The following is a 12,142-nucleotide window of genomic DNA, read 5'->3' as shown; positions in this document are numbered from 1 at the left end:
GTTCAACCTTTGCCGACCGCCTCGCGGATCGCCTGCAACGCGCTGGCGTCCTCGATGGTCGGCAACTCGCCCGGCTCGCGGCCTTCCGCGAGCGCGGCAATCGCGCGGCGCAAGAGCTTGCCGGAGCGCGTTTTCGGCAGCATCGGCACGAAATGCACGCGCGCCGGGCGGCCGATGGCGCCAAGCTGGCGATCTACGGTCGATGCGATCGCGGCGGCAAGTTTGTCGGCCGCTTGTGGATCGGCGGCGGCTGACGCGTCGCGCAGCACCACGAAGGCCAGCGCGGCCTGACCCTTGACGGCGTCGTTCACGCCCACCACCGCGACTTCAGCGACCGACGCGTGCGAGGAAATCGCTTCCTCGATCTCGCGCGTGCCCAGCCGATGCCCCGCCACGTTGATGACGTCATCGGTGCGCCCGAGGATCGTCACATAGCCGTTTGCGTCCTGCACGCCCCAGTCGAACGTCGAGTAGACCTGCTGGCCCGGCACGCTTTCCCAGTACGTTTTCACGAAGCGCGCGTCGTCGCCCCACACGGTTTGCATGCAGCCCGGCGGCAACGGATAGCTCAGCGTGATCACGCCTTTCGTGCCGCTCGCGCAGGGCTCGCCCGTGTGCTCGTCGCGCAGCACGAGGTCGTAGCCGTAGCAGGGCACGCCCGGCGAGCCGAGCTTCTGCGGCAGATCTTCCACGCCGCGCTGGATCGCCAGCATCGGCCAGCCGGTTTCGGTCTGCCAGTAGTTATCGACGACGGGCTTGCCGATGGCCTCTGAAATCCATGTGGCAGTGGGTTCGTCGAGCGGTTCGCCCGCAAGGAACAGCGTGCGCAGGCTGGAGAGATCGGCGGCGCGCAGCAGCGCCGGATCCTGTTTCTTGAGCACGCGGATCGCCGTGGGCGCGGTGAACATCAGATTGATCTTGTGCTGCTCGACCAGACGCCACCAGACGCCGCCATCGGGGCGAATCGGTGTGCCTTCGTACATCACCGTGGTCATGCCCGCGAGCAGCGGCGCGTAGATGATGTAGCTGTGCCCGACCACCCAGCCGATGTCGGAGGCCGTGAACAGGGTGCCGCCCGCGCGGCCCTCGAAGATGTATTCCATCGATGCCGCGAGCGCCACCGCGTAGCCGCCCACGTCGCGCTGTACGCCCTTGGGCTTGCCGGTCGTGCCGGAGGTGTAGAGGATGTAGGACGGTTCGTTCGATTCGAGCCATTCGCACGGCACATGTGCGTCGTGGAACTGCTCGCGCAACGGTTCGTAGTGCACCAGATAGGGCGCATCGAAGCGCTCCGGCGCAAGCTGGCGGTCGATCAGCAGCACCTTGGGCGGCGCGAACTCTGCCCGCGCCATCGCTTCATCCACCAGCGGCGTGTAGTCGATCACCTTGCCGCCGCGCGCACCCGCGTCGGCGGCGACCAGCAGCACGGGTTTGGCGTCGTCGATACGTGCCGCAAGGCTTGGCGCCGCGAAGCCGCCGAACACGACCGAATGGATCGCGCCGAGCCGCGCGCAGGCGAGCATCGCAAAAACGGCTTCGGGAATCATCGGCAGATAGATCAGCACGCGCTCGCCGCGTTTGACGCCCAGTGAACGCATCACGGCAGCCATGCGGTTCACTTCGGCATGCAGGTCGGCATAGGTGTAGCGGCGCTCGATGCCGGTTTCGGTCGAGACGTAGACGAGGGCGTGCTGCTGGGCGCGCGAGGCCAGATGGCGGTCGACGGCGTTAAAGCAGAGATTGGTGCGCCCGCCCGTGAACCAGCGCGCAAATGGCGGATTCGAGCGGTCGAGCACGCTGTCGAACGGCGTGTCCCAGTGGATGCGCGCGGCTTCGCGACGCCAGAATTCCTCGGGCTGTTCGATCGACTCACGGTGAAAGTCGCGGTAGCGCATGGCGTCCATCCTCCCGGGCTGACTGGAGAGTCGAGGATAGTGCAGCGCAACGGCGGCGGGCAACGCGGGCGAACCCGCGTAAAGCCGGATCAATGAGGAGGGAGCGGCGCGCAACCGCGCGCAATGGCCCGGCGCGCGGCCGGTTTCAGCGGGTGGGGGCGCTCTCGCTCGGCAGGCGCGGGCGCGGCCGGGCATGCCAGCGACGCAGCCAGCGGCAGGCGATGGCGATGGCCGGATCGAGCTGGGCGCTCACGGCAGGGCGCAGCCCCTGGCCATAATCGTCGAGCGCGAGCGGCTGCACGCCGACCACCACCAGTTCGCGCGGATAGCAGCCTTTGAGCTGCGCGCAGGCGAAGGTATCGGCGAAATCCATCTGATGCAGATTGAATGGACGCGTGCCCAGATAGCGGATGGCGTCGTCGCCGTCGCGCACACACAGCGTGCCGGGCGCGCAGCCGAAATCGGCGGCGTTGAAGACGATCATGCGCTGCGCCGCCTCCACCAGCGGCAACAGCGCGCGTCCTTCGATGCCGCCCGCCACGAACTCGACGTGTGGCGCGCATTGCCAGCCGGCCTTCAGGCGCTCGATCGCGCGCATGCCGAAGCCGGCGTCGCCCCATTGCTCGTTGCCAATGCCGAGCACGACGATGCGCGGCGCGGCCTGGATGCGCATGCCGGTGTCTGTCGGCGCAGTCACGTAGCGGGCGAAGACTTGGGGAACGTGCTCGTAGAGAAAGCTCACGCGGCTCACTTGGCGAAGGACAGTAGAGTCAGAATAGTCCTAGGTGTGAGCCGTTTTCGTGTTGACGTGAGTCAAGGCGCAAGGCGGTTTGGCCGAATGGCCGACCACATTTTGCACACCCGGGACATTGTCTGTCAGGACATGCCTGGAAAGTGCGCAGAAGCTTCAAGGCAACGTTAAACGCGCCAGAAACACGCGCAAAAAAAGAGCGCCCGCAGGCGCTCTTCATCGTCGGTCCACGCTCAGTCGAGCGGGCTTTTGCGCACTTACGCGCCCGGCTTGACCACCACCGTGCAGGTCGTGCCCGCCGACAGAATCATGCCGTCCGGCACCTTGTCGATGTGGATGCGAACCGGCACGCGCTGCGCGAGACGCACCCAGTTGAAGGTCGGGTTCACGTCGGCGAGCAGTTCGCGGCTTTGCGGATTGTCACGGTCGTAAATGCCGCGCGAAATGCTTTCCACGTGGCCTTCGAGCGTGCCGCCGCTCATCAGCTTGATATCGGCCTTGTTGCCCACCTGCACGTGCGGCAGCTTGGTTTCCTCGAAGTAGCCGTAGACCCAGAACGAGTGGCTGTCGACCACGGCGAGTTTCGCCTGGCCGGCGATCGCGTAGTCGCCCTTGAACACCTGCAGGTTGGTGATGTAGCCGTCCACCGGCGAGATCACGCGCGTGCGTTCGAGGTTGAGCTTGGCGGCGTCGAGCGCGGCGATGGCCTGCTGGTACTGCGCCTGCGCCGAATTGGCGGTGTGCGAGGCGTTTTCGCGGTTTTCCTGCGAAACCACCAGGCTGTCCATATCGGCGCGGCGGCGGGCGTCGTCGAGCTTCATGGTCAGCTCGGCCTTGCGCGCGGCCACGGCGGCTTCGGCCTGTTCGACGGCGATCTGGTAGTGCGACGGGTCGATCTGCATCAGCAGGTCGCCCTTGTGCACGAACTGGTTGTCCTTGACGGGCAACTCGACCACCGCGCCGGAGACGTCGGGGGCGATGTTGACCACTTCGGCGCGCACGCGGCCGTCGCGCGTCCACGGCTCGTCCATGTAGTGGACCCACAGCGCGCGGCCGACCAGGATGGCGACGACGAAGATGATCGCCGTCGCGATAAAGCCAATGATGTTTCGGATAGTCATGATTCTTAGCCGGTTCAACGCCGGTTCACGATGGTTCAGCGAGGTTCAGCGATAAACCGCAAGCCCGATCACGCAGCACACGACCACGAGCAGACTCACGCGGAACAGGGACGGGTGCCACACGATGCGATACAGGCCGGTTCGGGCCAGCACGGAATCGAGCACCCAGGTGATGGCCGCGCCCAGAATGAAGAGCAGCACGATCGCCGGAATGTAGGCGTCCAGAAACGCAACGTCACGAGGCATGGTTCGCTCCTTGCGGATGGTTCGTATCGGCGGCGCTTGTGCCCGCATAGGCCGCGAACGGCGATTGCGGATCGATCAGCGCGGTGCGGATGAAATGCAGATGGCTCAGGCAGCGCTGGAGCGGGTGGCGCTCTTCGCGCGGCGCGTCCTCGCGCAGCACGTCTTCGAGCACCGCTTGCGCAGCGCCGATGGCGGCGCTCGTCGTGACCAGCGCGGCGGCATGGCGACGCGCATCCGGGCGCTCGAACAGCGCGGCCACGCTCTTGAGCGTCGCGGCGGTCTGCGTGCGCCAGGGCGCGTGCGTGTTGAAGCGCGGATGGTCCGGCAGCGCGCTCAGTTCCTCGCGCAGATCGATCGCGGCATTGCCGATTTCGAGCGTCGAGAACATCCAGCGCAGCGTGTCCTGGCGGAACGCTTCGTCCTTGCCCGCGAGCGCGTTGAGCTGGAACATCAGATCGCGCGCGCCGCTTTCGAAGCGGTTGCGCAAGCCCGCCACGCCTGCGATGCCCGGCAGCCTTTGCAGGCGCGCGCGGCACGCATGCACGGCCTGGCCGCGCAGATTGGCCAGCAGTCGGTTGCGCAGCCACGGCGTCGAAGGCGGCAGCAGCACCGCGAAGGCGGCGGCCGAAACGATCTGCGACACCACCAGTGCGAATGCGTCGTTGATATAGCCGCTCGGGTTGTACTGCACCACGTTGTCCGGGCCCGCGAGGAAGCACAGGAAGATGCAGTAGCCCACGCCATAACCGGCGTAGGCCGGGCGCGTCGTCAGGAAAGTGCCGAAGGCCAGCGCCGGCGCGAGCGCCACGCACAGCATCGGGAAGCCGTCGATGTGCGGAAACACGCCGAACGTCAGGATCATGCCGACGATTGCCGCGATCATCGTGCCAACCGCCATCTGGCTCGACATGCGCGTCGGGGCGGGCGAGGCCGATGCCAGCGCGCAGGTGGCGGCGGCATTGAGCACGAGGTTGGTGCCGCTCGGCCAGGCCGTGGCGATCCAGAACGCGCCCAGCAGACCCATGACGATGGCGGCGCGCACGCCGTGCACGCTCGCGGCGAACAGGTTGGTCTTCGGCACGTAGCGCGCGATCCACTTCTCGCGCGAATGCGTGTCGACGGCCAGCGACGCGTAGGTCGCCGTGTACTCGTTCATCTCGTGCACGAAGCGGTAGAACAGCTCGGTCGCGGTATCGAAGTCGAGCAGGCTGGCGGCTTTTTCGGCATCGCTCAGGCTGGCGACGAGCTGGTCGCGCGTTTCGCGCACGCGTTTGGGCAGCGCCGCACGGTATTGCGAAAGCTGCGCCGAGGCATGCGTGGCGTCGGCGGCGGTCAGCACGCGCTCGCCGGCCTTGTCGAACAGCGGCGCGATCTCGTGGAAATACGGTTCGAGCGCGGCCACGGTAGCCGTCGAGCCTTCGTGTCGCAGACGGTTCATCAGCTGATGCAGCGCGTGAAAGCGCGTCGACGCCGCCATGAACTCGGTGTTCAGGCGCGCGAGTCGCCCTGAGCGCATGCGCGAATCGGGCGATTCGAACACGGCATTGCTGCGGCTTGCTTCGAAGCCGACGATATCGGTCACGAAACGCGCGTTGGTGGCTTCGATCTGCGAACGGTCGATGCGTCCGGCCAGCGACGCCGACACATAGTCGACGAACGACGAAAAGCGGCGGCGCACCGTGGAGCGCAGCAGCTCGCCCGTATATTGCGGAAACACGATCGCGCTCACCGCGCCGGAGGCGAGAATGCCGATCGAGATTTCGGCCACGCGGGTCATGGCGGACATGAACGCGCCGTCGGGATTCTGCGAAGCCGGAATGCCGATCAGCGCCGCCGTATAACCGGCGAGCACGAAGCCGTACGAACGGAAATTGCGGTTACGCGCCGCGCCCGCCGTGCACACGCCCACCCACATCGCCGTGGTGGCGATGAAAAGTTCGGGCTGCTGCGCAAACAGGCCGATCAGCGCGAGCATCACGACGAGGCCCACGAGCGTGCCGCAGATCCGGTAGAAGCTCTTGGCGAACACCGGGCCGCTTTGCGGCTGCATGACGATGAACACCGTCGTCATGGCGGTGCGCGGCGAGGGCAGTTCGAGCTTCATCGCAATGCCGAGCGCGATGAGCGCGGCGGCGATGGTCTTGAACAGATAGAGCCAGACGAGGCCGTCGGTGCGCGCCCAGTCGGCGAAGGCTTTGAGGAAGCCCTGGCCGTCCGGTTGCGAAGAGGAAGAGGAGGCTTGCATCGTCGCGCGCCTCAGTGAATACCGTCAGCCGCCGACGAGTGCGGCGCCAGCAGCGCGGCAGGCGCGAGCGGCACGGCGCGCGTCTTCTTGCCGTGCGCGGGCAGTTGCTCGGCGGGCGTCGGGCTGGCGACGGCCGGGTCGGCGGCCGCATCGGCGGTTGCGCTGATCGTGCCGCCGCCCAGCGCCGCCACCAGCGTTGCGTGCGCGGTCAGGCGTTCGGCCTGAATACGCGCGACGCCTTCCTGCGCGCGCAGCAATTGCGTCTGCGCGATCAGCACGTTGAGGTAGTCGGTCAGACCGCGGCGATAGCCTTCCTGCGAGAGGTCGTAATTGCGCTGCGCGGCCGCCACCGAGCGATGCGCATCGTCTTCCTGGGTCGCCAGCGAGCGCATGCGCACCACCTGATCGGCGATTTCCTTGAGCGCGGTGACGATGGTCTGGTTGTACTGATCCACGGCGATGTCGTAAGCCGCCGATTGCGCGCCGAGTTGCGAGCGCAGGCGTCCGCCGTCGAAGATCGGCAGCGAAAGGGCGGGGCCGCCCGCGTAGCTGCCGCTCATCGACTTCAGGAACTGGAACAGCGGGCCGGCGGCCGCATAACCGCCCATCGACACCAGCAGGTTGATGTTCGGATAGAAGTCGGCCTTGGCCACGTCGATGCCGCGCGCCTGGGCGGCGACGGTCCAGCGCGCCGCCACGATGTCCGGGCGATGGCCGATCAGTTCGGCCGGCAGCGCCGAAGGCAGACCTGCCGGAGCGGCCAGCGAGAGCGCCGGACGCTGGATCGCTTCGCCCGCGCCGGGGCCTTTGCCCGCCAGCGCCGCGAGCTGGTTCTTGCCCAGCGCGATCGCTTCTTCGAGCGAATCGATCTGGCGTTCGTACTCGGGCAGCGGCGTTTCGGCCTGGCTCACTTCGAGCTGCGTGCCGATGCCGCCCTTCAGGCGACGCTGCGCGAGCGCGAGGACCTTCTGCTGTTCGGCGAGCGTTTGCTTCGCAATATCGAGCAGCGCGTAGTTCATCGACATATCGATGTACGCGCGCGTGACGTTGACTTCCAGTTCGAGCTGCGCGGCGCGCGCGTCGGCGGCGGAGGCGTGAGCGGCGTCGAGTGCGCGTTCGGCGTTGTTCTTGTCCTGGCCCCAGAGATCGAGGTGATAGGACAGGCCGAGCGTGGCGGTGTTGTTCCAGGAATTCGAGTTGGCGAGCGAGCCCGGGCCGTAATAGATATTGTCGGACCAATGCTGGCGCTGCACGGACATGCTGCCGTTGATCTGCGGCAGCAGGCCGGCTTCGGCCACGCCCGCCATCGAGCGCGCTTCGCGCACGCGCGCCTGGGCGGCGGCGAGCGACGGATTGCCCGAGATCGACGCTTCGATCCAGCTATTCAGTTGCGGGTCGTTGTAGCCGCGCCACCAGTCGCTGGCGGGCCAGGCGGCGTCGGTGTTGGCGGCGCGGATCGCCGAGCCGGCGTCCAGCTCGCTCGCGTCGACGTGCTTCGCTTCTGGGGCGATTCCCCCGGTACTGGCGCATCCCGCGATTATCAACGAGAACGTAAGAACCGCGGCTACGGCTAGTCCTTTCGGTACCGGAGACTGCACGATTTACTCCTTTACTGGCTATAGATTGCTGTGCGTCATTATATTTTTTGCTTGATTGGCGAATAACCGGTAAGGATGCAAGGCATTCTTACGGGTTATGAGATAATTGATTTTGCAAAACGTGCAACAATAGGTCCGTCAGAAAGAGGATTGGTATGGATACGCTTCAAAACATGCGTGTATTCGTCCGGGTGGTGGAGGCAGGCAGCTTTACCGGCGCCGCCCAGCACCTGAATACGACGACGGCTTACGCGTCGCGCGCGGTCTCCGATCTGGAGGCGCACCTGCGCACGCGCCTTCTGAACCGCACCACGCGCCGCATCGCGCTCACCGAAGCCGGCGAGCGTTATCTGCAGCGCTGCGAGCAGATCCTGGCCTACGTGGATCAGGCGGAAGCCGAAGCCGGCGACGCGCATGCACGCCCGTCGGGCAAGCTCAAGGTCCACGCCATGACGAGCTTCGGCCAGCACTATGTGGTGCCGGCGGTGGGGCAATATCAGGCGCAGTATCCCGACGTCCATATCGAATTGACGCTGGCCCAGCGGATGCCGGACCTGCTCGACGAGGGCTACGACGTGGCGCTGGTGCTGGCCACCGACCTGCCGGATTCGGGCTTTGTCTCGCAGCGGCTGACCAGCGCATTCAGCATTGCCTGCGCGTCGCCCGCCTATCTGGAGCGTCACGGCGTGCCGCAGACGCCGCATGACCTCGTCAATCACCGCTGTCTGCAGCTGGTGACGCCGGTGTTTCCCGCCTCGCAATGGCAGTTCGCGGGACCGCAGGGCATCGAGACCATCGACCTCGGGCCGGCGACCTTTCAGGTGAATGTGGCCGAAGCCATGGCGGTGGGCGTGCGCGAAGGCATGGGCGTGGGGCTGCTGCCGATCTATTCGGCCATCAGCGGCCTGCGCAGCGGGGAACTCGTGTGGATTCTGCCGGAATACCGCTCGCAGGAGATGACGGTGTTCGCAATGTACCCGTCGCGCCAGTACCTGGACGCGAAGATCCGCACGTGGGTGGAGATGTTGCGCGAGACGCTGCCAGCAACGCTCGCGAAGGATCAGACCGAGCTGCGCCAGTTCGCGCGCACGTAAGTATCTGGCTGCCTCGGGCGCGTGCTGTGACAGGCTGTTACAGCTTCGCCTTCTGGCAACACTTCCTTACGCACAAGCGGGCGGCGGATTGATAAGGTAGCGCCTCTGAAACGTCAATTCGCCAGAACCCGAGGATTTCCATGGATACGCATCTGATGATCGGCATCGCCGTGATGATGGGCCTGATCGGCATCGCCGCATCACGCGATCTTCTGCGCATGCGCCGCACGCAGCTTCAGCCTGTCACGCTGCGCGTGCAGCGACCGGTGGACCGCTCGCGCGGCCTGCGCTGAGCGCATCGCGAGTGCGTGCACGGCACCCTCAAATCTCCACCACCTTGTCCCACGCAAACGCCGGATTCTCCGGCAGACCGCTGCGGCGGTCGCGATAGCCGCGCGGATTGCACACAACACGCGTGCCGTTGACGGTGTAATCGAAGCCGGTATGCGTGTGGCCGTGCACCCAGAGCGCCGTGGGCGCGCCCACCAGCGCGCCGAGGTCGCTCACGAATCCCGCCGATACCGGATCGCTCGCATACCGCTGCGCAAGACTGAGCCGATGCGGCGCGTGATGCGTCACCACAATCGTCTTGCCCGCGAAGGGCGTGGCCAGTTCCGCTTCCAGCCAGGCGCGCGCGTGCGCGTGCAGCGCCAGTGAGTCCGCCGGCGTAAAGTCGCGCGCGCCGGCCTCGACGCTTGACGGCCACGACACCTGAATCATCCCCTTGAAGTCGAGCATCACGCGCCGCGCCTCCGTGATCGCAGCTTCGCGGGTTGCATCGTCTGCGCCAAACAGCGCGAAATCCGCCCATAGGGTCGTGCCCAGCACGCGGAAGCGGCCGGCCGGATCGACGTAAGTCCCGTTATTCAGGTAGTGCACGTTGTCGAGCGACGCGGCGGCGTCGCGCATCGCTGTTTCCAGTGCGCCGAGTTCGCCGTCGTAGTACTCGTGATTGCCCGGCACGTAGATCACAGGCACCTGCGCATCGAAGGTTTCGGCGGCCCAGCGCAGGCCCAGCCCGTGATTATGGATATCACCCGCGAGCACGACGAGGTCGGCCTCGGCGTGCGGAATCAGCACGGGTTCGTCCAGCTCCAGATGCAGATCGGACAGCACGCGGATTTTCACGGCGTTGCCTCCTCGCGATTGGCGAGATTCGCCTCAGCGAATCACCTTGCCCGGATTCATCAGATTGAGCGGATCGAGCGCCGTCTTGATGGCGCGCATCATGCCCAGCTCGACTTCGCTCTTGTAGTGCGCGTTTTCGTCGACCTTCAACTGGCCCAGACCGTGTTCCGCGCTGATCGTGCCGCGATGGCGCGCGACGCTGTCATACACGATGCGGTTGAGCAGCTTTTCGTTATCGGCGAGGAACTGCTTCGGGTCGCCGCCTTCGGGCGCCTGCACGTTGTAATGCAGATTGCCGTCGCCCAGATGGCCGAACGTCACCATGCGCGCGCCGGGCACCGCGCGCGCGATTTCGGCGCCGGTTTCCTCGATGAAATGGCCGATGCGCGAAATCGGCACGCCGATATCGTGTTTCACATTCAACCCTTCCTGGGCCTGCGCGAGCGGGATGTGTTCGCGGATATTCCAGAACGCCTGCGATTGCGCGAGGCTTTCCGCCACCACCGCGTCTTCCACCAGACCCTGTTCGAGCGCCGCTTCCATGAGGCGCTCGAACAGCGCGCGACCATGTTCTTCGCTTTCGTTGTCGGACAGTTCGAGCAGCACGACCTGGGCGTGGCGTTCGGCGAACGGATAGCGCAGTTGCGGGAAATGACGGCCCACCAGTTGCATGCAGAAGTCCGACATCAACTCGAAGCCGGTGAGCAGCGGCCCCGCGTAGCGCTGCGCCAGCGCGAGAAAGTCGAGCGCCGCATGCGCCGATCCCAGCGCCGCGAGCGCCGTGACGCTGGCCGCCGGTTGCGGGTGCAGCTTCATGACGGCGGCGGTGATGACGCCGAGCGTGCCTTCCGCGCCGATAAAGAGATCGCGCAGATCGTAGCCGGTGTTGTCCTTGCGCAGGCCGCGCAGTCCATCCCACAGTTCGCCCTGCGGCGTCACGACTTCCAGACCGAGACACAGTTCGCGCGTGTTGCCGTAGCGCAGCACGCCGGTGCCGCCCGCATTGGTCGACAGATTGCCGCCGATCGTGCAGCTGCCTTCGGCGGCGAGCGAGAGCGGGAACAGGCGGCCGGCGTCGGCGGCGCGTGCCTGGACCTCGGCGAGAATCACGCCGGCTTCGACGGTAATCGTGTTGTTGTGGGCGTCGATCTCGCGCACGCGGTTCAGGCGGCGCAGGCTCAGCACGGCTTGCTGGCCGCTGGCGTCGGGTGTCGCGCCACCCGCGAGACCGGTGTTGCCGCCCTGCGGCACGAGCGCGACGCGGTGCGTGTGCGCGAGCTTGACGACGGCGGCGGTTTCCTCGGCGCTGGCCGGGCAGAGCACCGCGCAGGTCGCGCCCTGATAGCGCTTGCGCCAGTCGGCGACATAGGGCGCGGTGTCATGGGCGTCGGTCAGCACGTGCTGCGCGCCGATGGCGGCGGCACAGGCGTCGAGGAAAGCTTGCGGGGCGGATTGGGTCATGGCTTGGTGGGGTGTTGGCGGTGCGATGGCTGCAGCCTGGCATGCGGAGTGCGTTTGCTTTTCCTGCGCGTGCCTGCATGAGTCGCAGGACGGGCGGCGAAAAGCCTAGTTTGACACGCCTCGCGCCTGCCTTGCGGCGAGCTATGTGGCTTTACATTCGCGCTTCTACGCGGCGTCGCGTTTCGCGCGTCGGGCGGCGCGCTTGAACGGGGCAACATACGCGAGCGCGCAGCCGAAGAAGGCAAGCGACAGGCCGACTTCGATCCAGCCGAGCACATCGCCCGGAGCGGGGTCGGTCATACCGCGCACGATGCCTTCGGCGAAATACAGCAGCACCAGCATCGAAGCCCACTGAAAGGTGTAAAGCCGACGCCGTAATACGCCAGGCAACGCCGCCGCGAGCGGCACGGCCTTGAGCACCAGTGCACTGCCGCCGGGACGCAGTGGCGCGATGCGCCACTCCCAGGCGAGGCAGAGCGCGGTGAGCGCGGCGAGCAGAACGAAAGCGCCCAGCGCGGCGAAGCGGCGACCCGCAGGCGGCGTAGGGGCGGTCGCTGCGAGGGCGCGCTCGCGCCGTGAGTTTTGCGATGACGGTAAAGTGCG

At 66.3% G+C, this 12,142-nt stretch carries 11 protein-coding genes; 2 read left to right on the top strand and 9 right to left on the bottom strand.

The genetic code is table 11. The features are described 5' to 3' along the window. Nucleotides 1-2 precede the first annotated feature (2 nt). From F3J17_RS09310 to F3J17_RS09285, 6 genes are all read right to left on the bottom strand, one after another. On the bottom strand, nucleotides 3-1,895 hold the full coding sequence (locus tag F3J17_RS09310; protein WP_167056479.1) for a propionate--CoA ligase: 1,893 nt from the start codon (nucleotides 1,893-1,895) through the stop codon (nucleotides 3-5). Nucleotides 1,896-2,040: 145 nt separating this feature from the next. Continuing rightward, a complete protein-coding gene (locus tag F3J17_RS09305; protein ID WP_345891153.1) occupies nucleotides 2,041-2,637 on the bottom strand; it encodes a HyaD/HybD family hydrogenase maturation endopeptidase in 597 nt (198 codons plus the stop codon). Between the two features lie 266 nt (nucleotides 2,638-2,903). After that, nucleotides 2,904-3,767 carry an HlyD family secretion protein gene (locus tag F3J17_RS09300; protein ID WP_167056476.1) on the bottom strand — a complete coding sequence of 288 codons (864 nt, stop codon included), beginning with the start codon at nucleotides 3,765-3,767 and terminating at the stop codon, nucleotides 2,904-2,906. A 45-nt stretch (nucleotides 3,768-3,812) separates the two neighbouring features. Beyond that, the gene (locus F3J17_RS09295; RefSeq protein ID WP_167056474.1) at nucleotides 3,813-4,013 is read right to left on the bottom strand and encodes a DUF1656 domain-containing protein; all 201 of its coding nucleotides are present in this window, start codon (nucleotides 4,011-4,013) and stop codon (nucleotides 3,813-3,815) included. Then, nucleotides 4,003-6,258, bottom strand: a complete 2,256-nt coding sequence (locus tag F3J17_RS09290; RefSeq protein ID WP_167056471.1) for an FUSC family protein — start codon at nucleotides 6,256-6,258, stop codon at nucleotides 4,003-4,005. The genes F3J17_RS09295 and F3J17_RS09290 overlap by 11 nt, the downstream gene beginning before the upstream one ends. Nucleotides 6,259-6,269: 11 nt before the next feature. Then, complete coding sequence (locus F3J17_RS09285; RefSeq protein WP_167056469.1) at nucleotides 6,270-7,856, bottom strand: efflux transporter outer membrane subunit; 1,587 nt, start codon at nucleotides 7,854-7,856, stop codon at nucleotides 6,270-6,272. Nucleotides 7,857-8,011: 155 nt separating this feature from the next. On the opposite strand from F3J17_RS09285, the gene F3J17_RS09280 reads away from it, so the two are divergent. Together F3J17_RS09280 and F3J17_RS09275 are read left to right on the top strand one after the other, a co-directional pair. Further along, a complete protein-coding gene (locus F3J17_RS09280) occupies nucleotides 8,012-8,950 on the top strand; it encodes a LysR family transcriptional regulator (RefSeq protein ID WP_167056467.1) in 939 nt (312 codons plus the stop codon). Nucleotides 8,951-9,090: 140 nt separating this feature from the next. Then, nucleotides 9,091-9,243, top strand: a complete 153-nt coding sequence (locus tag F3J17_RS09275; RefSeq protein ID WP_167056464.1) for a hypothetical protein — start codon at nucleotides 9,091-9,093, stop codon at nucleotides 9,241-9,243. Between the two features lie 28 nt (nucleotides 9,244-9,271). Here F3J17_RS09275 and F3J17_RS09270 read toward each other — a convergent pair whose 3' ends face one another. The 3 genes from F3J17_RS09270 to F3J17_RS36205 all read right to left on the bottom strand — a co-directional run bounded on the left by F3J17_RS09270 (nucleotide 9,272) and on the right by F3J17_RS36205 (nucleotide 12,052). Beyond that, a complete protein-coding gene (locus tag F3J17_RS09270; RefSeq protein ID WP_167056462.1) occupies nucleotides 9,272-10,078 on the bottom strand; it encodes a metallophosphoesterase in 807 nt (268 codons plus the stop codon). Nucleotides 10,079-10,111: 33 nt separating this feature from the next. Beyond that, a complete protein-coding gene (locus F3J17_RS09265; RefSeq protein WP_167056460.1) occupies nucleotides 10,112-11,539 on the bottom strand; it encodes an FAD-binding oxidoreductase in 1,428 nt (475 codons plus the stop codon). A gap of 165 nt (nucleotides 11,540-11,704) precedes the next feature. Next, nucleotides 11,705-12,052, bottom strand: a complete 348-nt coding sequence (locus F3J17_RS36205; protein ID WP_240160880.1) for a DUF2069 domain-containing protein — start codon at nucleotides 12,050-12,052, stop codon at nucleotides 11,705-11,707. Nucleotides 12,053-12,142 lie beyond the last annotated feature (90 nt).

Origin of the sequence: Burkholderia sp. Ax-1719 (assembly GCF_011753055.1) — a bacterium.
Classification (GTDB): Bacteria; Pseudomonadota; Gammaproteobacteria; order Burkholderiales; family Burkholderiaceae; genus Paraburkholderia.
This window is presented reverse-complemented; position numbering and strand designations above follow the sequence as displayed.